Origin of the sequence: Micromonospora citrea, assembly GCF_900090315.1 — a bacterium.
GTDB lineage: Bacteria > Actinomycetota > Actinomycetes > Mycobacteriales > Micromonosporaceae > Micromonospora > Micromonospora citrea.
Genome location: NZ_FMHZ01000002.1, coordinates 4,031,419 through 4,052,836, shown reverse-complemented (window position 1 = coordinate 4,052,836; position 21,418 = coordinate 4,031,419). Strand labels below are relative to the sequence as shown.

The following is a 21,418-nucleotide window of genomic DNA, read 5'->3' as shown; positions in this document are numbered from 1 at the left end:
AACGTACCCCCGCCCCGGGCGGCGTCGTAACCGGCTGAGCGGTCGGGGGTCGACGGCAGGGTGGGTGGAGGGATCGGTCAGCGGGACGAGGACGGTAGTTCGACCGGATCGTCGTCCGAGCCCCGGTCGGCCGCGAAACCCCGGACGTCGGGCGCGCCGAGCCGGGCGGCGTCCGCCGTGGCGTCGTCGGGCATCAGCTGGGACTGCCGTTCCGCCTCCACCCGCGCCCGGTAGTGCTCCACCTCGCGGGCCCGGGTGGCCTCGTCCCAGCCGAGCACGGCGCCCATCAGCTCGGCGGCGTGCCCGACCGACTCCAGGCCCCGGTGGGCGGTCTCGAAGGAGATCCGGGTCCGCCGGGTGAGCACGTCCTCCAGGTGCAGCGCCCCCTCGGCGCGGGCCGCGTACGTCACCTCGGCGGCCAGGTATTCAGGGGCGCCGGCCAGCGGGGAGGCGAGCAGCGGGTCGACGTCGATCAGCGCGAGCAGGTCGAGGGTGAGGGTGCCGTAGCGCTCCAGCAGGTGCTCGACCACCCCGACCGGCACGCCGTGGCGGCGGGCCAGGTCCGCCCGGTCCCGCCACATCGCCGGGTAGCCGTCCGCGCCGAGCAGCGGCAGGTCGGCGGTCCGCGAGGGGCGTACGGCGCCGAGCCGGTGGGCGGCCCGGTCGACCACGTCCGAGGCCATCACCCGGTACGTCGTGTACTTGCCGCCGGCGACCAGCAGCAGCCCGAGCATCGGCTCGAAGACTGCGTGCTCGCGGGACAGCTTCGAGGTGGAGTCGGCCTCGCCGGCCAGCAGGGGCCGCAGCCCGGCGTAGACGCCCTCGATGTCGGCCGTGGTGAGCGGCCGGTCCAGCACCGTGTTGACCTGTTCCAGCAGGTATTCGATGTCCCGGGCGGAGGCGGACGGGTGCGACCGGTCCAGCCGCCAGTCGGTGTCGGTGGTGCCGATGATCCAGTGGCCGCCCCACGGGATGACGAAGAGCACGCTGGTCGCCGTACGCAGGATGAGCCCGGCCTCGCCGGTGATCGCCGACCGGGGCACCACCAGGTGGACCCCCTTGGAGGCCCGCACCCGGATGCCGGGGCGCAGCCCGACGTCGTTCAGCATCCGTGACATGTCGTCGCTCCACACGCCGGTGGCGGCGATGACCGTGCGGGCGCGTACCTCGAACTCGGCGTCCGGGGAGCCGGCGGGCGCCTCCAGGTCGCGGACGCGGACGCCGGTGACCTCGCGGGCCTGCCGCATCAGCCCGACCGCCCGGGCGCTGGTCACCACGGTCGCGCCGAGGCTGGCGGCGGTGCGGGCCAGGGTCACCACCAGCCGGGCGTCGTCGACCTGCCCGTCGTAGTAGCGGATCGCGCCGGCCAGCGCGTCGGCGCGCAGGCTGGGGAAGACCCGGCGGGCGCCCTCGCGCGTCAGGTGGCGGTGCAGCGGCATGCCCCGCCCGCCGCCGAGGAGCCCGGCGAAGGCGTCGTACGCGGCCACGCCCGCGCCGTAGTAGGAGCGGCGGAACAGCCGGGCGGGCAGGTCGCGTACGCCCCGCCCGCCGGGCAGCGGGACCAGGATCGGCACCGGCCGCACCAGGTGGGGCGCGAGCCGGGTGGCGAGCAGCCCGCGCTCGGTGAGCGCCTCGTGCACCAGGTGGAACTCCAACTGCTCCAGGTAGCGCAGGCCGCCGTGGATCAGCTTGCTGGAGCGGCTGGAGGTGCCGGCGGCGAAGTCGCGCGCCTCGACCAGGGCCACCTTCAGCCCGCGCGAGGCCGCGTCCAGGGCGGCGCCGGCCCCGGTCACCCCGCCGCCGATGACCAGCACGTCGAAGCGTTCGGCCCGCAGGCGGCGCAGGTCGGCGGCCCGCCGCTCCGGGGAGAGCTGGCTGGCCGCGGTTCGGGACACGTTGGGGTCTCGCACCCGTCCACGGTAACCGTCGTGGCCGCTCCGGCCACACGCCGTCCGCGCCGTACTGTCTGGGGCATGGAGGTCGGCCCCCCGTTTCCCGCTCGCCAGCCCGCCCCGTTCCCGCTGGCCGCTCCGGCCCGGTCGAGTCCGTGGGCGGTGGTGGCGGCGGTGGCGGCCGGCTGCTGGGCGGTCGGGTTCGTCCTGGTCGGCCAGCTCGGCGGGTGGCTGACCGACCAGATCATGCTGGCCTCCGGGCTGGACCGCGTGGTGTGGCTGTGGCCGGCGACGGTGCTGTTCACCGTGCTGCTGGTCGGCGCGCCCGCGCTGGCGCTCGCCCTGCTGCCCCGCTCGGCGGCGGTCCGCGCCACCGGCCGGGCCTGGCTGGCGGCGGCGCTCGTGCTCGGCGCGCTGGGGCTGCTCCGGGCGGTCCCGCCGGTGCACCACGAGGCGTACCTCGCCGCGCTGGCCGCCGCCGCGGCCCTGGCGGCCCTCGTCCTGCGGGCGGTCGCCCGCCGCTCGCAGGACGGCCGGCCGGCCCGGGCGACCGCCCCGACCGTCACCCTGCTCGGGGCGGCCGGCGGGCTGGCTCTGCTGCTGCCCTGGGTCTGGCTGGGGGCGCTGGGCGGCCTGCTGGAGACGGTGCTCGCCGGGCTCGCCGCCGCGGCCCTCGGGGCGTTGGCCGGGGAGCTGCTGGACGACGCCTTCTGGACCCGCTTCACCCTGGGCGAGCCGCCCCGGCCGGCCCGGCTGGTGCTGGTCGGCGGGCTCGTCGCCGGGGTCGCTCTGCTGCTGCTCGCCGCCGGGGTCGGGCAGTCCGGCGCCCAGCTTCCCCTGCTGCTGACGCTGCCGCCGGCCGGCTTCGCGCTGGCGGCCCTGCACGCGGCGGCCCGCCGGCCGGCCGCCGCCACTCCGGCCGGCCCACCGGGCACCGCCCACGGAGGCCCGCCGGGCACCACCCCACACGCCGGCCCACCGGGCACCTCCCACGCCGGCCCACCGGACGCCACCCCACACGCCGGCGCGCCGGGCACCGCCCACGGAGGCCCGCCGGACGCCACCCACGCCGCCCCGTGGGGCACCCCCCATGCCGGCCCGCCGGACGCCACCCACGCCGGCGCGCCGGGCACCGCCGGGCCGGGCGGCGGGCGCGCCGCGACCCGCTGGCTGGTCGGGCTCGCCGTGTTCGGCCCGCTGGCCTTCACCGATCCCGAGGAGATCACCCTCGTCCTGGCCGCCACCCGCGACGTGCCGTTCTGGGTGGCGGCCGCCGCCGGCGCCGGGCTCGCCGTCGCGGCCGTGCTCGCCGTGGCGTACGGCGTGCTGCTGGCCCGGCCGCGCAGCCGGCGACCGAGCCGGCGGGTGGCCGCGGTGACCGCCGTCGCACTGCTGGTCGCGGTCGGCGTGGTGGCCGTCGGCGCCGGCCAGCCCGGCCTGCACGGCGAGCGGTTGTTCGTGGTGCTGCGCGAGCAGGCCGACCTGAGCGGCGTCCCGGCGGCGACCGGCCGGGCCGGCCGGGACGCGCGGGCCGGCGAGGTCTACCGGCGGCTCGTCGACACGGCCGAGCGGACCCAGGCCGGCCTGCGCCGGGACCTGCGCCGGCTGCGGCTGGACCACACCCCCTACTACCTGGTCAACGCGGTCGAGGTGGACGGCGGGCCGGCGGTGCGGGCCTGGCTGTCGCGCCGGCCGGAGGTGGCCCGGGTGCTGGTCAGCCAGCGGGTGCGGCCCCTGCCCGCGCCGGCCGGCCGCAGTCGCGGCACCGCGCCCGCGCCGGCCGGCCCGGAGTGGAACATCAGGATGATCGGCGCGGACCGCGTCTGGTCGCAGCTCGGCGTGGACGGCTCCGGCGTCGTCGTGGGCAGCTCGGACTCCGGCGTGGACGGCGGGCACCCGGCGCTGGCCGGCGGATTCCGGGGCGGCGACGACTCCTGGTACGACCCGTGGGACGGCACCCGGTCGCCGACCGACCAGGGCGGGCACGGCACCCACACGGTGGGCAGCGCGGTGGGCCGAGGGGGGATCGGGGTGGCCCCGGGCGCGCAGTGGGTGGGCTGCGTCAACCTGGACCGCAACCTGGGCAGCCCCGGCTACTACCTGGACTGCCTGCAGTTCATGCTGGCACCCTTCCCGACCGGCGGCGACCCGTTCACCGACGGGCGGCCGGCGCGCGCCCCCGACATCCTGACCAACTCGTGGGGCTGCCCGGCGATCGAGGGCTGCGACCCGCGGGCGCTCCGCCCGGCCACCGCCGCCCTGGACGCCGCCGGCATCCTGATGGTCGCCGCCGCCGGCAACACCGGCCCGTACTGCGGCTCGATCGACGACCCGCCCGCGCCGTACGAGGACGTGCTGACGGTCGGCGCGGTCGACCGGCAGCGCCGGGTGACCAGCTTCTCGTCCCGGGGGCCGGTGCCGGGGGCGGCCAAGCCGGACCTGGTCGCCCCCGGAGACGAGGTGCTGTCGGCGATGCCCGGCGGCGGGTACGACTCGCTCAGCGGCACGTCGATGGCGACCCCCCAGGTGGCCGGCGTGGTGGCGCTGATGTGGTCGGCCAACCCGGCGCTGGTGGGCGACCTGCCCCGGACCCGGCAGATCCTGCGGGACACCGTGACCCGGGCCGAGGCGACGTACGCCTCCCGGGCGGACACCTGCGGCGGCGACGCGAACATCACCGGCGCCGGCCTGGTCGACGCGTACGCCGCCGTGCGCGCGGCGCGGGGGTGAGTCAGCCCAGCCGGTCGAGGAACTCCAGCGACCGCCGCACCACCAGCGCCGTCGCGTCCGCGTCGTACGACGGCAGCACGCTGTCGGTGAACAGGTGCCGGTCACCCGGGTAGACGAACAGCTCGGCGAGGTCGAGGCCGACGATGCCGACCAGCTCGCGGGCGGCGTCGAGGTCGCCCTCCAGGGCGAAGAACGGGTCGGCGTCCATGCCGTGGACCTGCACCGGGACCCCGGCGGGCCAGGGGCCGACGGCCCATTCGCCGGTGACGGGCAGGCAGGACTCGTAGAGCAGCGCGCCACGAACGCCGGGCCGGGTCTGGGCGAGCCGCTGGGCGGTGGCGGCGCCCCAGGAGATGCCCGCGTGGACCAGGCCGTCGGGCAGGTCCGCCACGGCCCGGTCGGCGCGCTCGCGGATCACCTCGCCCCCGATGCTCTTGGTCAGCGCGAGACCCTCTTCGAGGGTCGCCGGGCGTGCGCCGTCGAACAGGTCGGGCGTGTGCACGGTGTGCCCGCCGTCCCGCAGCCGTTCGGCGAACTCCCGCACCCCGTCGGTGAGCCCACGCAGGTGATGGAACAGGACAACTTCGGCCATCTCTTACACTCCGGTCCACGAACGACGACGATCGAATGGTCCATTATTCTAGAACGGTCGAAAAATGTCGAGCATTGAGCGCATCCCCGACTACGACCTCGACGAGATGCTCGTGGTCACCGAGCCCGCGCAGCTACGCGCCCTGGCCGATCCCCTGCGCGCCACGCTGCTGGAACTGGTGCTGGAGCGGGCCGCCACGGTGACCGAGCTGGCGCGGGCGGTCGACCGGCCCAAGAGCAGCGTCGCCTACCACGTGAACGCTCTCGTCGACGCTGGCCTCCTCCGGGTGGTGCGGACCCGGCGGGTGCGGGCGATCGACGAGCGCTACTACGGCCGGGTCGCCCGCACGTACTACATCGGCGCGCTCACTCGCCCCGAGGACAAGCGGGTCGCGACCGCCGTCAACGGGCTGGCGGAGGCCGTCGCCGAGTCCGCCGCGGCGCACGCCGCCGACGAGCTGCGCTGCACTCTTGTCCACGCCCGCATCCCCGTCGAGGAGGTGCGGGCGTTCTGGGCCGAGGTGCAGGCGCTGGCCCGTCGCTTCGCCCAGATCCCCCGCTCCGGCGAGCAGGTCTACGGGTTCGTCGCGGGCCTCTACCCGACGAACGCGCCCACCCTCCCCGATCCCGATCCCGATCCCGATCCCGACGCCGAGGTCGAGGCCGACGCCGCGCCCAAGGCCGACGCCGGAGCCGAGGCCGACGCCGGAGCCGAGCTGGCGGACCGGCGGTGAGCTGGCGGACCGGCGGTGAGCGCGTCGTGGCGGGTCAACGTGGCGGACCGCGCCGACAGGTCCCATTCTTAACAGAAACGCCCCGGTGATCTAGGGTCGGCGTCCATGGACCTGGAGATCGTCGAGCTGGGGCCGGACCAGCGGCCCGCCGTGGTGGAACTGTGCGGGCGGGCGCTGGACCTGCCGGAGGACGCCGCCGAGGCGCCGGCCATCGTGGACACCCTCTGGACGCGGGCCGCCGCCCACCGCCCGGTGGTCGCGTGGGGCGCGTACCGGCAGGGGCGCCTCGTCGGCACGCTCGTCGGCTCCCTCGCCGCCGGCGACGGCGACGCCCGTGGACACGTCGACCTGATCGCGGTGGCGCCGGACCAGCGGCGGCAGGGCGTCGGGCGCGCGCTGGTGGGGGTCGCCGAGGCGCGGCTCGCCGGGCTCGGCGCGGTGGAGGTGCTGCTGGCCGGCAATCCGCCGTACTACGCGTGGCCGGGCATCGACGTGCGCTACACCCCGGCCGTCTGCGCGGCGTCGGCGCTCGGGTACACCCGGGACCGGACGGCCTGGAACATGACCGCCGACCTGTCGTACGACGGAAGCCCCGCCCTGCGCGCGACGGCCCCCGCGGAGGAGCGGCTGGCCGCGCGGGGCGTGACGGTACGGCGGGCGGAGCCGGCCGACCTGCCGGCGTTGACGCAGTTCGCCCGCGCCACCTTCGGCGGCGCCTGGGACGCCGAACTGGCCGGCTCGGTGGGCCGGGAGGGGGCGGGCTGCCACCTGGCCGAACGCGACGGCGAGGTGCTGGGCTTCGCCGCGTACGGGTCGTCGCGGCCGAGCTGGTTCGGCCCGATGGGCACCGCCCCGGCGGCGGAGGGCTCGGGGATCGGCGGCGTGCTGCTGCGCCGCTGCCTGCGCGACCAGCGGGCGGCGGGCGTGACGGCGGCGCAGATCGGCTGGGTCGGGCCGGTGCCGTTCTACTCGGGCAGCGTCGGTGCCCGGATCGAACGGGTCTTCTTCCTGTACCGCAGGACGCTCGCAGGGTGACACGGAAGGGCGAAGGGGATATGGACGTCGATAACCCCATTCGCCCCCGTCGCTGATCGACGCCCCCTACCGTTTCGGTAGAGGAGGCAGCCATGACCACGGACGACGAACGCCCCGGCCCGTTGCCGTTCGACCGGCTCGACTACGGCGACGCCGAGCAGGAGGCCGAGATGACCGGCGCCGACGAGCCCGCCGACGAGCCGGTGGCCCTGGTCGACGAGCCGGTCCAGATCCCGCAGCCGTACGGCCGGGCGCAGAAGAGGCGCAACCAACGGCCGCTGCCGACCTGACGCGGAAAGGGGCGGACCGCTGACGCGGCCCGCCCCTTTCGGCGTGGTGGAACCGGACTCAGAAGTCCATGTCCCCGCCACCCGGACCAGCCGGGGCGGCCGGGGTCTTCTCCGGCTTGTCCGCCACGACGGCCTCGGTGGTGAGGAAGAGCGCCGCGATCGACGAGGCGTTCTGCAGCGCCGAGCGGGTCACCTTGGCCGGGTCGATGATGCCCGCGGCCAGCAGGTCGACGTACTCGCCGTTGGCGGCGTTGAGGCCGTGACCCGGGTCGAGGTTGCGGACGTGCTCGACGACCACGCCACCCTCGAGGCCGGCGTTGACGGCGATCTGCCGCAGCGGGGCGTCCAGCGCGATCTTGACGATCTGCGCGCCGGTCGCCTCGTCGCCGGTCAGGTCCAGCTTGTCGAAGGCGGTCTTGCCGGCCTGCACCAGCGCGACGCCACCACCCGGGACGATGCCCTCCTCGACGGCGGCCTTCGCGTTGCGGACGGCGTCCTCGATGCGGTGCTTGCGCTCCTTCAGCTCGACCTCGGTGGCCGCGCCGACCTTGATCACCGCGACGCCGCCGGCCAGCTTGGCCAGCCGCTCCTGCAGCTTCTCGCGGTCGTAGTCGGAGTCGCTCTTGTCGATCTCGGCCCGGATCTGGTTGACCCGGCCCTGGATCTGCTCGGCGTCACCGGCGCCGTCGACGATGGTGGTCTCGTCCTTGGTCACCACGACCTTGCGGGCGCGGCCCAGCATGTCGAGGCCGACGGCGTCCAGCTTGAGGCCGACCTCCTCGCTGATGACCTGGCCACCGGTGAGGATGGCGATGTCGGCCAGCATGGCCTTGCGGCGGTCACCGAAGCCCGGCGCCTTGACGGCGACCGACTTGAAGGTGCCCCGGACCTTGTTGACGACCAGGGTGGCCAGGGCCTCGCCCTCGATGTCCTCGGCGATGATCAGCAGCGGCTTGCCCGACTGCATGACCTTCTCCAGGATCGGGAGCAGGTCCTTGACCGACGAGATCTTGCTGTTGACGATCAGGAGGTAGGGGTCGTCGAAGACGGCCTCCATGCGCTCCGGGTCGGTCATGAAGTAGGCCGAGATGTAGCCCTTGTCGAAGCGCATACCCTCGGTGAGCTCCAGCTCCAGCCCGAAGGTGTTGCTCTCCTCGACGGTGATGACGCCTTCCTTGCCGACCTTGTCCATCGCCTCGGCGATGATCTCGCCGACGGTGCTGTCACCGGCGGAGATGGAGGCGGTGGAGGCGATCTGCTCCTTGGTCTCGACGTCCTTGGCGAGCTTGGACAGCTCCTCCGAGACGCTGGCCACGGCAGCCTCGATGCCCCGCTTCAGGGCCATCGGGTTGGCGCCGGCGGCCACGTTGCGCAGACCCTCGCGGACGAGGGCCTGGGCCAGGACGGTCGCCGTCGTCGTGCCGTCACCGGCCACGTCGTCGGTCTTCTTGGCGACCTCCTTGACCAGCTCGGCGCCGATCTTCTCGTAGGGGTCCTCGAGCTCGATCTCCTTGGCGATGCTCACACCATCGTTGGTGATGGTGGGGGCACCCCACTTCTTCTCCAGCACGACGTTGCGGCCCTTGGGGCCGAGGGTCACCTTCACGGCGTCGGCGAGCTGGTTCATGCCCCGCTCGAGGCCGCGGCGCGCCTCTTCGTCGAACGCGATCATCTTGGCCATACGGCGTTGTCCTCCTGGACACTCACGGGCCACCCGGAGTGTGTGTCCCGGATGGGCCGCCTGGTGTACGCACCTTGGGACGTCGCCACCTGGCGACGGCGACGTCTCCTCGGCCGGGCCGGATAGCCCGCGACGACCGGCCATGTGCCGCACCGGCGTGTGGACGCCCGTGCGGCCGTGGCCCTACCGCCCCGACCATTGGCACTCACGGTATGCGAGTGCCAATGACTTGTTTAGCACTCTCCCCTGCCGAGTGCAAGCACGCCCGCCCCCGTCAGCCGAGTTCACCGGCCAGCCGCGCGCTGTCCACCGGGCCCTCCTGGACGCGCTGCTCCGCGTACGTGACGACGAGCCCGACGAGTTGGGCGAGGTGCGCCGGCAGGGCCAGCACGCCGCCGACCAGCGTCACCGCGAGCACGCCCACCGCCGTGCCCGCCGACTCCAGCGGGGTGGTGCCGAACGGCAGCGACCCGACGCCCTCGACCATGCCGGCCGCCCCGCTGCCGACGATCACGGCCGCCGCGACGAGCGCCACCCGGCCGAGCAGCATCCCCAGCCGGTCGTGGAACATCCGGTACGAGCGGCCGATCGGGTGCTGCCGCTCGAAGAGGTAGACCGGGCCGGCCATGCTCAGCGCGAACGCGAAGTAGATGCCGGGGATGACGCAGAAACAGATCCCGAGCCCGATGATCAGGCTCATCACCAGGGTCCAGCCCCAGAGGCCGAGCGCCCGGCGCGCCCCGTACGCCAGGGCGGCGCCCAGGCTCACCGGCTCACCGGCCGCCTGCCGGGTGACCACCCAGGTGCCGGCCGCCCAGCCGAGGCTCTGCACCAGGCCGAAGACGAGGGCGCTGCCGAGCACCACGGCGAGCAGGAGGCCCGTGTCGGCCAGGAAGGTGTCGGGCAGCGCGGTGGGGTCGTCGGCCGTCGACTCCTCCCACTTCGCGGTCGGGTCGAGGACCAGCGTGACCACCGAGACCACCACCGCCGGCAGCACCTGGGTGAGCAGCAGGATGGGCAGCAGCAGCCGCCAGCCCCGGCGCACCGCGCCGACGCACCGGTCGAACCAGCCGCTCACGCCGCCCCCGGGCGGGGTCACCAGCGGGTCGGCCGGGTCGATGCCCGGCGGGTACCACCCGTGGCCCGGCTGCTGCCCGGGATAGGCGAACTGAGCCCCGGGATACACGACCGGCGCGCCCGGATACCACGGCTGCCCGCCGTAGGGGCCGGCGCCAGCCGGAAATCCGCCGGTGGGCGGGAGGACCCAGCCCTGCGGCTGCTGCGCGCCCGCCGCGTCCCCCGTGGGCGTCGAGCCCGGCATCCCGGCCGCCGGGGACGCCGCACCGACCGACGGGGACGCGTCCCCGGCCGGCGCGGCGGCGGCGGGCGAGCCGTCGGACGGCGGCGACGTGGGCGCACCCGGCGCATCCCCGACTGCCGAGGGCGGCGTGGGCGCAACCTGCGCATCCCCGACTGTCGATGGCGGCGTGGGCGCGAACTGCGGCCCGTCGGTCGACGGCGGCGTGGGCGCGACCGGCGGCGGGGCGGTCGGATCGCCGGCCTGCCCCGCGGCGGGATCGGGGGCTCCCGGGGGCGGGGTGGCCTGGGGCGGCTGGTCGGACATGGACCCTCCTCAGCGACGGCTGGAACGGTCCACGATCTTTCCTGCCCGCGCGCCCCGGGCGCAGCCCGGCCCCGCGCGGACCGATCCGCCCGTCGCCGGGGAAGCCGTCGGCGTCGGGCAGCGGCCCGTCCGCGGCCGACGGCCTCTGGCGCGGCGGGACGGTCCGCCCCGCCCGGCAGGCCGGCCCGTGGCAGGCGGCGGGTCAGGCGATGACGCGTACGCGCTCGGCCTGGGGCCCCTTCTGGCCCTGGGCGATCTCGAACTCCACCCGCTGGCCGTCGTCCAGCGCCTTGTAGCCGTCCATCTCGATCGCGGAGAAGTGGACGAACACGTCCTGACCGCCGTCGACGGCGATGAAGCCGTAGCCCTTCTCGGCGTTGAACCACTTCACGGTGCCCTGTGCCACGGTGCACTTCCTCACTCTGCGCGGCGTTCCACGACCCCGGAGTACCGGCGGACCGGCACCGGAGGACCACCGAATCGGCGATCGCGAGGGCCGCTGAATCGGTGACCGAAATCGCACGCTACACGAGGCGTGACGGCGGCGCACGACCACAAATCGGGCATATTCCGATCCGACGACATCGGTGACCATCGTTGTGGTAGGCATGCGGCATGACGAGCAGGCCGGACGCGCCGGGCCGGGGGCCGGCAGACCTCCGGCGGGCCGGGGCCGGGCCGGTGGAGGTCCGGCGGATCCGGCCGGACGACGCGGCCCGGATGCGCGCGCTGCGGCTGGAGATGCTGGCCGACGCGCCGCTGGCGTTCCTGGAGACCCTCGCCGACGCGGCGGCCCGGCCGCACGCCGACTACGCGGCCCGGATCGCGCACGTGTCGACCGGCGCGGGCACGGCGCAGTTCGTGGCGGACCCGGGCGGCCGGCTGGTCGGGCACGCCGGCGGCACGGTGACCCCCGACGAGCCCGGGCTGACCGTCGTCTACGCCGTCTACGTCACCCCGTCCTGGCGAGGCACCGGCCTGCTCGGCGACCTCGTCGAGGCGGTGGCCGCCTGGTCCCGGGCGTACGGCCGGCCCGAGCTGATGCTGGAGGTGGTCGTCGGCAACGACCGGGCCTACCGCGCCTATCAGCGGCTGGGCTTCGTCGACACCGGGGTGCGCGTCCCGCACCCCACCGTCCCGGCGCTCACCGAACTCCAGATGCGCCGCCCCGCCTGACCCGGCTCGCCGCGAACGCCACCCGGGGCGGCGCCCCCGGATCGACACACACCCGGGGCCGGAGTCGGAGCGTCGGATGACACGGAGGGTTTCCGGGGCGGCGCGCCCCGGGTGAGGGCGAGCCGGACAACCCGGAGCGGGACGGGCCGCCCGGAAACCCGACCGGAGAGACTCAGGCGTGCCGACGGGACTGCACGACGCGGAACCGGTTGGCCACGTAGGCGCCGTCGGTGAGCGCAGCGTTGGCCGCCGCGTTGGCGCCGCTGCCGTGGAAGTCCGAGAAGGCCGCCGACTGGTTGACGAAGACCCCGCCGGTCAGGTTGCAGGACAGGTGCACCCCGACCTCGATCGCCGCCCCCTCGGCCGCGTCGAGGACGGCCTCGTCGGTGGAGTAGACCGCCGCCGTGAGCGCGCCCTTCTCGCCGACCGTGGACCGCAGGATCTCCAGGCTGTGGGCCGTGGAGTCGGTGGCGATGGCGAACGAGATCGGCCCGAACCACTCCTTCGAGTAGGTCGCCGTGTCGTCGGCCGCCAGCTTCACCAGCGTCGGCGTGCGGACCACCGCGCCGGGGAAGGCCGGGTGCTCGACCGTACGCGACTCCAGCACCGCCTCGCCGACCTTGGTGACCTCGTCGAGGCGCTCCAGCACCCCGTCGTTGACGATGGCGCCGGTGAGCTCCACCCCGCGCGCCGGGTCGGCGGTGAGCTTGCCGACGGCGGCGGCGATCCCGCCGGCCACCTCGTCGAAGCTCTTGTGCCCCTGGTCGGTGGCGATGCCGTCGCGGGGGATCAGGATGTTCTGCGAGGTGGTGCACATCTGGCCGCTGTAGAGGGTCAGTGTGAAGCCGAGGTTGCGGCACATGCCGGCGAAGTCGTCGGTGGAGTCGATCACCACCGTGTTCAGGCCGGCCTTCTCGGTGTAGACCGCCGCCTGCCGGGCGTTGGCCTCCAGCCAGTCGCCGTACTCGGTGGAGCCGGTGAAGTCGACGATCTTCACGGCCGGGTGCAGGGCCAGCGTGGAGGCGAGCTTCTCGCCGGGGGCCTCGGGGGCGAGCAGCACCAGGTTCGGGTCGAAGCCGGCCTCGGCGAGCACCTCCCGGGCGTACTTCACGGTGATCGCCAGCGGCAGCACGGCACGCGGGTGCGGCTTGACCACCACCGGGTTGCCGGTGACCAGCGAGGCGAACAGGCCCGGGTACGAGTTCCAGGTCGGGAACGTGTTGCAGCCGATCACCAGCGCGACCCCGCGGGGCACCACGTGGAAGGTCTTGGTCATCCGCAGCGGGTCGCCCTTGCCCGCCGCCTTCTCCCAGCCCGCCGTCCCCGGGTGCCGGGTCATCTCCGCGTACGCGTAGGCGATCGCCTCCAACGCGCGGTCCAGCGCGTGCGCGCCACCGGCCTGGAAGGCCATCACGAACGCCTGGCCGCTGGTGAACTGCACCGCGTTGGCCAGCTCGAAGATGTGCTTGTGCAGCCGGTCCAGGATCTCCAGGCAGACGCCCGCCCGGGCCTGCGGGCCGGCGTCGCGCCAGCCGGGCAGGGCGGCGGTCGCGGCGGCGACCAGTTCGTCGGCGCCGGCGTGCGGGTAGCGGACGTCCAGCTCGACGCCGAACGGGCTGGACTCGGTGGCGACCCGGTCGCCGGAGCCCGGCTGGTCGAGGGGGAAGTCACCGCCGAGGTGGGCCTCGAAGGCGGCCTTGCCGTCGGCGGCGGCGGTCTCGCCGTAGACCCGAGGGCTGGGCGACTCGGGGTAGGCGGACCAGTACCCGCGCTCCGTGATGGCGGTCAGCGCCCGGGTGAGGGTGTCGGCGTGCCTGGCGTACAGGGGGTGCGGGGTCTCCGTCATGCCCGCCATCATGCAACAGGAAGCATCAGGATCAGTAGGGGCGTGTCACAACTCAGATCGTCGGCCGCCGGTCGGTCGGCGACGACGGGACGCACGCCGGGCTGCCCGTCGTCGCTGGTCGTCGGCCGGCGGTGCGGCCGCCGCCGGGATCGACGCGATCGCGCCGGCCATCGCGCGGAGGGCGCGTCAGGAACTCTCGGGGGGCGCGTCGAGAACGACGAACGGGCCAGCGGATCTGCCGCTGGCCCGTTCGGACGTTGGTCGGGAGGGACGCTCGCACAACGCCTCCGGCGTTGGGTCGCAAGAACTCAAAGTCTCCGGCGAAACGCCCTCCCGCACGGAGCATCTTGCGCCGTCCGGTTCCTGCCGTCAAGTCCTTGTCGGCGCGTTTTCCGCACTCACAGCGAAAAGCCAGTTACCCGGCGGATCGCCCCGCTCCCCCGTCCGGGCGAGTCGCCCTCCCCCGTTCGCCCACCGCGTCAGGCCGCCTTGCTGAACTCGATCGAGATCGACTCGACCGCCTTCTTCCGGGTGAACGACCGCTCCTGACCCATCGCCTCGAGCGCGTCGTTGACGCTGTCCACGTACGCCGTCAGGCTCGGCGTGGCGGAGTAGTAGGTGCCGCTCACGGTCCGGGTCGACGAGCAACTCGTGTCGGTGATCCCGCACGCCATCGTGTAGTGGACGGCGCTGTTCCACTGGGTCGAGGTGCCCTGCACGTACAGGCGGGTGTTCACCCGGCAGGCCGCGAACAGGTACGGGTTGCTGACAGTGGTGGTGATCGACGCGGTGTCGGTGCCGGGCCAGTAGCTCACGGTCGACTCCGCGACGCAGCCACCGTCGAAGCTGTTCGACCACTTTGTGACGGTGTACTTGTCCTGCGTCCCGGCCGCCGCCGGAGTGGCGCCGAGGCCCACCACACCGAGGGAGGCGGCCAGCATGGTGACGGCGGTCAAGGCCGCCCGGGTGACGCGGGCCGGTGCTGCGTTCATGGAAACCCCTTTCGTGCCGGCCGGTGGTCGCGGCCGGCGTCGTTCGTCGCCGACGTGGCAGGCGGCCCGTGGATCCTCGGCGGGTGCCGGTGCGGCCGCCCGCAAATTCTTCGGCGGGGGCGGGACGGCTGTCCAAGACGCGACAACGATGGGCCATAGGACGCGCCTATGAGTGGTGGTAGATCTTCTGATCGTCATCGCCCGCAGGGCGGACAGGGGGGACGATCATGGTGGAACTACGGCAGCTCCGGTACTTCCTCGCTGTCGCCGAGGAGCGGTCCTTCACCCGCGCCGCCGCGCTGCTGCACGTCAGCCAGCCGACGCTGAGCCAACAGATCCGCGCCCTGGAGCGGTCGGTGCGCGCGCCGCTGTTCCACCGGGAGCCGGCGGGCGTCCGGCTGACCGAGGCCGGGACCGCGCTGCTCGAGCCGGCCCAGCGGGCCGTGGTCGGGGTCGCCGACGGCGTACGGGCGGCCCGGGACGCCATCGGCACGGGCGGTGGCACGCTCCGCGTCGGCTTCAGCACCGGCGGGGCCGCCGACCTCGTCGCGTCGATCCTGCCCGCCTGGCAGCGGGCCGCCTCCGAGGTGCGTCTGGTCCTCCGCGAGCTGACCGTCGGCGGGCTGTACACCGCCCTGCTGGAGGACCGCATCGACGTGGCGCTCACCCGGTTGCCGCTGGATCCCGAACGGCACGAGTGGACGGTGCTGACCACCGAGCCGCGCGTGCTCGCGTTGAGCGCCCGACACCCCCTGGCCGACGCCGGGGCGGCGGTGCCGCTCGCCGAGGTGCTCACGCTGGCCATGCCCCGGATCGAGGACGTGCCCACGATCCGGGACTACTGGCTGCTCAACGAACACCGCGGCGGCCGCCCGCCCCGGCAGCGCGGGGTCACTGTCACCTCACCGGCGGAGATGGCGTACCTGATCCTCCAGGACCCGTCGGTGGTGGCCGTCGGCCCCCGCACGGCACGCGGGCTCTCGCCCCTGGCCGACCTGCGCTTCGTGGAACTGTCCGAGATCCCCCCGGTGCCCTTCGTCGTGGCCGCCCGACGTCACGATCGCCGAGCCGCCGTCCTCGCCTTCCGTCAGGTCGCGTCGACGGTCGCGCGCCGCCTGCGCGACGTGTCCACGCCAGCCGGCGACAGGCCGGGCGAGGCGGCCGTCATCGGCCCGGGCCGTGTGACCGGTGCCGGAGCCGGCCGGGCCCACGGCTGAGCCACGCCGGGCGGTGCCGGCCGGAGCCGGACCGGTGGCCTGCCCGCACCGGATGACCGGCCGGATCGGTGGCGCACGGCCCCCGTCCGGGTCGACCAGAGCGGCGCCCGGCCGCCGTGACGGGCAGGCCCAGGCCGCCATGGCAGGCCGGCCGCCGTGACGGGCAGGCCCGGCCGCCGTGGCGGGGCTCAGCCGAGGAGGCCGGCGTCGCGGGCGGCGCGCAGGGAGGGCTTGATCCGGTGGGTCGGGCCGACCCGACCGGCGACCGCGTCGAGGGTCTTGAGGCCCTCGCCGGTGTTGAAGACGACGGTCTCGGCGGCCGGGTCGAGCCGGCCGGACTCGACGAGCTTGCGCAGCACCGCCACGGTCACCCCGCCGGCCGTCTCGGCGAAGACGCCGGTGGTGCGGGCCAGCAGCCCGATGCCGGCGCGGATCTCGTCGTCGTCGACGTACTCCATCCAGCCCCCGGTGCGGCGCACCGCCTCCAGCGCGTAGAGGCCGGCGGCCGGGTCGCCGATGTTCAGCGACTTGGCGATGCCCGTCGGCTTGACCGGGGTGATCGTGTCGGTGTCGGCGTGCAGGGCGGCGGCGATCGGGTTGCAGCCGGCCGACTGCGCGCCGAAGACCTTCCAGCCGCCGGCCGGCGCCTCCACCAGGCCGATCTCGACCAGCTCGGCGAACGCCTTGTCGATCTTGGTGAGCAGCTCGCCGGAGGCCATCGGGATCACCACCTGGGCCGGGATCCGCCAGCCGAGCTGCTCGGCCACCTCGTAGCCGAGCGTCTTGGAGCCCTCGGCGTAGTAGGGGCGCACGTTGACGTTCACGAACGCCGTGTCCTCGAACTCGTCCGTCTCCACCAGCTCGCCGCAGAGCCGGTTCACGTCGTCGTACGAGCCGTCGATGGCGACCAGCTCGCCGCCGTAGACGGCGGTGGTGACGACCTTGCCCTGCTCCAGGTCGCTGGGGATGAAGACCACCGACGGCACCCCGGCCCGGGCGGCGTGGGCGGCGACCGAGTTGGCGAGGTTTCCGGTGGAGGCGCAGGCGTAGCGGCTGAAGCCGAGCGCCCGGGCGGCGGTCAGCGCCACCGAGACCACCCGGTCCTTGAACGAGTGGGTGGGGTTGGCGCTGTCGTCCTTGACCCAGAGCGGAGCGGTGATGCCCAGCTCGGCCGCGAGGTGCGGGGCGGCGACCAGCGGGGTGAGGCCCGGGTCGAGGGTGACGCGGGTGGCCGGGTCCTGGCCGGCGGGCAGCAGCGCCGCGTACCGCCAGATGTTCTGCGGGCCGGCCTCGATCTGCTCCCGGGTGACCTTCGCCAGCGCGGCGGAGTCGTAGTCGACCTCCAGCGGCCCGAAGCACTCGTGGCAGGCGTGCTGGGCGGCCAGCGGGTAGCGGGCCGAACAGGCGCGGCAGACGAGGGCGCGGGCGGGGCTGGCGGTCGTGTCGATGCCGGAGGGGGCAAGCGTCGACGTCATGTCGAGATTCCTCTCATCTTTCCCCGCATCGCGCTCTGCGGCGGGGACGGAATTGGCACCTGCCCCGCCGGTCGCTCTGCGGTGAGCGCGCGGGGTGGTTGCCGGGGCGTCGTCGGGCCGTATCCCTCAGCCCCTCTGGATGAGGTATGCAGTTGTGCCGTCGAGTCTAAGCGCAACCACGGGGCCCGCCGAGTCGGGTTCCCACGGTGTGAACCCGGCCGGCGGCTCCGTCGGGCGACCCGGCCGTCGGCGAGGCCGCCCCGGGGCCCGGTCTTCCGCGCCTAGACCGTCACCGAGCGCGGCTCGGCGGCGCGGCGGGCGCGCAGCGCGGTGTCGACCGCCCAGGCGCCGGGCCCGAACACCGCGATCAGCAGGAACGACCAGCAGAACAGGACGGCCAGCTCGCCGCCGTTGCGCAGCGGGAGCAGCGCGTCGGGTTGGTGCACCACGAAGTACGCGTAGGCCATCGAGCCGGACGCCAGGACGGCCGCCGGGCGGGTCAGGAGGCCGACGAGCACGAGGCCGCCGCAGACCGCCTGGATCAGCGCGGCCCACCAGCCCGGCCACTCGCCCAGCGGGACCGCCTCGCCCGTGCCCCGGTTCCCACCGAGGATCCCGAAGAGCGAGGCCAGGCCGTGGCAGAGGAAGAGCAGTCCGACGACGGCGCGGAACAGGGACAGGGCCGGGCCGCCGATACGGTCAGCGAGCATTCGGGCACCTCCGATCAGGACGACGAACGGGCTCCCAGAATGCCCGCACCCATTCGACCATGTCGATCGATTCCCTCTTCGTGGGAACGCTCCCACAGCTCTGACACTCCACCTTCGACACCGCGCCGCGACCATTGGCGTCGACCCGTTACGGTGCTGGCACATAGACGGAAAGGGATCGCACGATGCGCCGCAAGCTCGTCCCGGTGGTGGCACTCTCCATGGCCTGCCTGCTGGTCTTCACCTCCGCCTGCTCCTCCGGCAGCCGGAAGAAGCGCAACCGGTCCGCCGACCGGCCCGCCACCTCGGCGAAGGACATCGACGGCGACGCCACCCGGGCGACCCCGACCCCGCGCCGCACGGCCCGGCCGGCAGACCGGCTCACCTGCGCCGACCTGCGCAGCGCCGAGGTCGGCAGCCGGCAGGTCCGCTTCCGGGGGTACGCGGACCCGATCCCGCTCGCCGGGGGTCGCTGGGCGGGCGGGGACGGCTCGACCGTCGAATTGCAGAAGCCCTGCGCGATCGGCGACCTCGACGGCGACGGCGCGGACGACGCGGTCGGCGTGGTCATGCTCAACGGCGGCGGCAGCGGCAGCTTCTTCACCCTCGCCGTCTGGCGGAACGTCGGCGGCGACCCGGCCTACCAGGCGCAGACCGACCTCGGCGACCGCACCCCGGTGACGAGCGTGAGCGTGCGCGACGGCAGGGCGACGGTCGTCTACCTGACCCGGACGCCGGACAGCGCGATGGCCGAGCTGAACATCCGGCGCACCGCCTCCTACCAGCTCTCGGGCACGTCGCTGACCGAGCGCGGCCACACCGACGCCCCGTACCGCTCCTGAACGTGAGCGCCGTCGCCTGGGCAGGGCCCGCGAGCGGGCGGCCGGTGCGATGATCAAACGATGAGCGACCGGCCGGACTGGACGACGCCCATCCGGGCGTTGCACGTGCGGCACGGCACCCAGACGGCCTGCGGCGGGATCGCCATCGTGCTCGCCGACGTCGAGCCGCATCCGGCGTACGCCTTCACCACCCGGTTCGACGGGCGACCGCCCGGCCCGGCCGACCTGCGCCAGGAGTGCGTCGACGGCTTCGCCGACGGGATGCGGACCGAGCTGGCCCGCCTCTGCGGCGGGCAGCCGCCCCCGGTCCGGGTCGTGCTGCGCCGCATCCTGGTGCACGACGTGGACTCGTCGGCGGCGATCAACCGGGCGGCCGGGCGGCTGGCCGCCGCCGAGGCGGTCCGGCGCGCCACCGCCGGCCGGCACTGACCCGGGCACCCGACGCACCGCCGTTCCGCGGGCTCCGGGCCCGTCGATCGTCCCGGCCCCGCCGCAAGGAGCACACGGCTCAGCCCGGGACCGGCCGGTGGGCCGGCGGCCTCGGGAGCTGTACGGATCCGGTGGCCGGGCAGTTCCGCTGGTCCACCTCGCCGAGGCAGCCCCACCCCGGGCCCGGAGGGCGTTCGAAGTACTGGACGGGCTGCGACGGAATGGCCTCGGTGGTGAACGTGCCGGTGCCGCTCGGGATGCGTTGCTGGTGCGAGCCGGTCGTGTCGGTGTAGGAGGCGACGATGTGCCACTCGCACGTGTGGGTGGACACCTCCGGCTGGACGCGGAACGCCATGTTCGACTGACCGTTGCCCAGCTCGACGACGTTGCGACGGAAGTACAGCTGGCCCTCCTCCGGCTCACCGTCGGCCAGGGTGTACGGGCCGTGCGGCTCGTCCGTCGGCCCGCCGGTCAGGTCCCACAGCAGGCCCTGCCGAGGCTCCGCGCCCGCCGGAGGAATGGTGACGACGGTCTGCGCCGTGGGCGCGTGGCACGAGTCCTTGACCGCGGTCATGTCGTTGATCGTGAGCCCGGCGGCGCGGTCGCTGTTGAGGTTGAGGTCGAACGTCTGGGCGTGCCCGCGATTCTCGTTGCCGTCCTCCCGCGGGGCCACGTAGGACGCGCGCTCGACCATCCGGCCGCCGAGCGGCTTCAGGAACTCCCACACGTCCGAACCGCCGCCGGTCAGGGCGGTGAGGGTGGCCTGCTCGCCCTCGGTCAGCGGCCGGTCGAGCAGCACGGTGAAGGCCTCGGGCAGGTCCCGGTCGTAGTCGAGGGGGGTTACGGTGGCCACGAACGCGGGCTGCTCACGGTCGACCGCCTGCTGGGCCTGCCTGTCCGAGCGGGCCCGATCGGTGGCCGTCGACCGGTCCAGCAGCGCGTTGGCATGGTAGGCCGACAGGACGCCGAGCACGACCACGATGGCGGCGACGGTCACGTACACCGCACGCTGCCCCGGCGGAAGCCCGCGAAACCCGGGCAGGCGTTCGTCGGCCAGCACGACCAGGGCGCGCGGCTCGGACCGTCGCCCCGACTGCGGCGCGGGTGACGGCCCGGCCTGCGACGCCGGTCGCGACGACGGTCCCGGCGCGGCCTCCGACACCGGCGGGGGCACGGCCTGCGAGGCGGGTGGCGGCTCGGACGGGGACGGCCGAGCCGGTGGCGCGGGCGACGGCTCGGCGGGCGGCTCGGGCTGCGGCACGGCGGACGGAGTGGCCATACCCGATTCTCACTCACGGGCACCACGCCCTCACAGACGGAATTTCCGCGTCTCCCGGGCCCGCGCCCGACGAGCGGCCGGCCCGCGCGCGCGGGCAGCGACCATCGGCCCTGCCGCCGGACCGGGGGCCGGCGGGGCATCGGTGGGTGCGATGATCGGGCGATGGCAGCCCCCGCGCACCGACCCGCATCACGTCCGCGCGGCGGAGTTCCGGCACGGACGGTCGGCGTCGCGATGACCGGCCTCGTCCTGCTCGGCGGCTGCTCCGCGACCGAACCGCCGCCGGTGGATCCGGCACCGGGCACCGTGCCGAGAGCGGGCGCGCCGACGCCGGATTCCGGGAGCGCCCCCATCGGGTGCCCGGAGTCGGGCGTCCGGATCAGTTCGCCGGGCTCCAGCGCCGCGATGGGTCTGCGCGCCCTCGGGCTGGAGCTGGTCAACTGCGGCACGCAGCCCTACCCGCTGAACGGTTACCCCGTGCTGCGTCTGCACGACGGCGACGGCAACCCGATACCGGTCCGGGTGATCAACGGGGCCAAGGGGATCACGTCGGGCTTCGACGCGCCGCCCCGGCCGCTGATCCTGCGGCCCGGCGAGCGGGCCGGTGCCGCCGTGCTCTGGCGCAATCTGGTCGACGATCCGACGGTCGTCGCCACCAACGGCGAGCGCCTGGAGGTCGCCCCCGCCGCCGGCCGGCCCGAGCAGGTCGTCGGCCTGGACGGACCGATCGACCTCGGCAACACGGGTCGGATCGGGGTCAGCGCCTGGACGAAGTCGGCCGACCCGCCGGCGACGCCGACCGGGCCGCGGCCGGACACCTCGCAGCCGGGCGGCCCGGGGTCGAGCAGCCCGGTGCCGCCGCTGCTGTGAGTCGC

The 21,418-nt window shown here is 74.6% G+C and carries 19 protein-coding genes and 1 riboswitch; of the genes, 9 read left to right on the top strand and 10 right to left on the bottom strand.

The annotated features are described in order from the left end of the window. Positions 1–77 precede the first annotated feature (77 nt). Positions 78–1,895 carry a glycerol-3-phosphate dehydrogenase/oxidase gene (locus GA0070606_RS18570; protein WP_091101922.1) on the bottom strand — a complete coding sequence of 606 codons (1,818 nt, stop codon included), beginning with the start codon at positions 1,893–1,895 and terminating at the stop codon, positions 78–80. Between the two features lie 78 nt (positions 1,896–1,973). Between GA0070606_RS18570 and GA0070606_RS18565 the strand changes: the two genes are divergently transcribed. Continuing rightward, complete coding sequence (locus GA0070606_RS18565) at positions 1,974–4,622, top strand: S8 family serine peptidase (RefSeq protein WP_091101919.1); 2,649 nt, start codon at positions 1,974–1,976, stop codon at positions 4,620–4,622. 1 nt (position 4,623) lies between these two features. Here the strand turns inward: GA0070606_RS18565 and GA0070606_RS18560 are convergent, their stop codons facing one another. Beyond that, positions 4,624–5,214, bottom strand: coding sequence for a dienelactone hydrolase family protein (locus GA0070606_RS18560; RefSeq protein ID WP_091101914.1), 591 nt, complete (start codon positions 5,212–5,214; stop codon positions 4,624–4,626). Between the two features lie 64 nt (positions 5,215–5,278). Here GA0070606_RS18560 and GA0070606_RS18555 point away from each other — a divergent pair, with 64 nt between their 5' ends. From GA0070606_RS18555 to GA0070606_RS18545, 3 genes are all read left to right on the top strand, one after another. Then, positions 5,279–5,947, top strand: coding sequence for an ArsR/SmtB family transcription factor (locus GA0070606_RS18555; RefSeq protein WP_091101910.1), 669 nt, complete (start codon positions 5,279–5,281; stop codon positions 5,945–5,947). A 105-nt stretch (positions 5,948–6,052) separates the two neighbouring features. Beyond that, positions 6,053–6,982 (top strand): GNAT family N-acetyltransferase, encoded by a 930-nt coding sequence (locus tag GA0070606_RS18550; RefSeq protein WP_091101907.1) that lies wholly within the window; start codon positions 6,053–6,055, stop codon positions 6,980–6,982. A 92-nt stretch (positions 6,983–7,074) separates the two neighbouring features. Further along, positions 7,075–7,272, top strand: coding sequence for a hypothetical protein (locus GA0070606_RS18545; RefSeq protein WP_091101903.1), 198 nt, complete (start codon positions 7,075–7,077; stop codon positions 7,270–7,272). A gap of 58 nt (positions 7,273–7,330) precedes the next feature. Here GA0070606_RS18545 and groL read toward each other — a convergent pair whose 3' ends face one another. The 3 genes from groL to GA0070606_RS18530 all read right to left on the bottom strand — a co-directional run bounded on the left by groL (position 7,331) and on the right by GA0070606_RS18530 (position 10,983). After that, on the bottom strand, positions 7,331–8,953 hold the full coding sequence (gene groL / locus GA0070606_RS18540; RefSeq protein ID WP_091101900.1) for a chaperonin GroEL: 1,623 nt from the start codon (positions 8,951–8,953) through the stop codon (positions 7,331–7,333). A 274-nt stretch (positions 8,954–9,227) separates the two neighbouring features. Then, positions 9,228–10,577, bottom strand: coding sequence for a hypothetical protein (locus tag GA0070606_RS18535; protein WP_091101896.1), 1,350 nt, complete (start codon positions 10,575–10,577; stop codon positions 9,228–9,230). A gap of 202 nt (positions 10,578–10,779) precedes the next feature. Further along, on the bottom strand, positions 10,780–10,983 hold the full coding sequence (locus GA0070606_RS18530) for a cold-shock protein (protein WP_013288855.1): 204 nt from the start codon (positions 10,981–10,983) through the stop codon (positions 10,780–10,782). 209 nt (positions 10,984–11,192) lie between these two features. On the opposite strand from GA0070606_RS18530, the gene GA0070606_RS18525 reads away from it, so the two are divergent. After that, the gene (locus GA0070606_RS18525) at positions 11,193–11,753 is read left to right on the top strand and encodes a GNAT family N-acetyltransferase (RefSeq protein ID WP_091101892.1); all 561 of its coding nucleotides are present in this window, start codon (positions 11,193–11,195) and stop codon (positions 11,751–11,753) included. 172 nt (positions 11,754–11,925) lie between these two features. On the opposite strand, the gene paaN is transcribed toward GA0070606_RS18525, so the two are convergent. Further along, on the bottom strand, positions 11,926–13,599 hold the full coding sequence (gene paaN / locus GA0070606_RS18520) for a phenylacetic acid degradation protein PaaN (RefSeq protein ID WP_176737357.1): 1,674 nt from the start codon (positions 13,597–13,599) through the stop codon (positions 11,926–11,928). Between the two features lie 479 nt (positions 13,600–14,078). Continuing rightward, positions 14,079–14,591 (bottom strand): hypothetical protein, encoded by a 513-nt coding sequence (locus GA0070606_RS18515; RefSeq protein WP_091101887.1) that lies wholly within the window; start codon positions 14,589–14,591, stop codon positions 14,079–14,081. A gap of 227 nt (positions 14,592–14,818) precedes the next feature. Between GA0070606_RS18515 and GA0070606_RS18510 the strand changes: the two genes are divergently transcribed. After that, positions 14,819–15,808, top strand: coding sequence for a LysR family transcriptional regulator (locus GA0070606_RS18510; protein ID WP_091101883.1), 990 nt, complete (start codon positions 14,819–14,821; stop codon positions 15,806–15,808). A 188-nt stretch (positions 15,809–15,996) separates the two neighbouring features. On the opposite strand, the gene thrC is transcribed toward GA0070606_RS18510, so the two are convergent. Next, complete coding sequence (gene thrC / locus GA0070606_RS18505) at positions 15,997–17,283, bottom strand: threonine synthase (RefSeq protein ID WP_091101878.1); 1,287 nt, start codon at positions 17,281–17,283, stop codon at positions 15,997–15,999. A gap of 10 nt (positions 17,284–17,293) precedes the next feature. Continuing rightward, positions 17,294–17,429: riboswitch (SAM riboswitch) on the bottom strand. A gap of 135 nt (positions 17,430–17,564) precedes the next feature. Further along, positions 17,565–17,993 carry a DoxX family protein gene (locus GA0070606_RS18500; protein WP_091101875.1) on the bottom strand — a complete coding sequence of 143 codons (429 nt, stop codon included), beginning with the start codon at positions 17,991–17,993 and terminating at the stop codon, positions 17,565–17,567. A 185-nt stretch (positions 17,994–18,178) separates the two neighbouring features. Here GA0070606_RS18500 and GA0070606_RS18495 point away from each other — a divergent pair, with 185 nt between their 5' ends. Together GA0070606_RS18495 and GA0070606_RS18490 are read left to right on the top strand one after the other, a co-directional pair. Beyond that, on the top strand, positions 18,179–18,835 hold the full coding sequence (locus tag GA0070606_RS18495) for a hypothetical protein (protein ID WP_091101871.1): 657 nt from the start codon (positions 18,179–18,181) through the stop codon (positions 18,833–18,835). 60 nt (positions 18,836–18,895) lie between these two features. Continuing rightward, positions 18,896–19,264: a hypothetical protein gene (locus GA0070606_RS18490; RefSeq protein ID WP_091101867.1), complete on the top strand. Its 369-nt coding sequence runs from the start codon at positions 18,896–18,898 to the stop codon at positions 19,262–19,264. 79 nt (positions 19,265–19,343) lie between these two features. Here the strand turns inward: GA0070606_RS18490 and GA0070606_RS18485 are convergent, their stop codons facing one another. Further along, positions 19,344–20,543, bottom strand: a complete 1,200-nt coding sequence (locus GA0070606_RS18485; RefSeq protein WP_091101863.1) for a hypothetical protein — start codon at positions 20,541–20,543, stop codon at positions 19,344–19,346. Positions 20,544–20,777: 234 nt separating this feature from the next. Between GA0070606_RS18485 and GA0070606_RS18480 the strand changes: the two genes are divergently transcribed. Further along, on the top strand, positions 20,778–21,413 hold the full coding sequence (locus GA0070606_RS18480) for a DUF4232 domain-containing protein (RefSeq protein WP_245724735.1): 636 nt from the start codon (positions 20,778–20,780) through the stop codon (positions 21,411–21,413). Positions 21,414–21,418 lie beyond the last annotated feature (5 nt).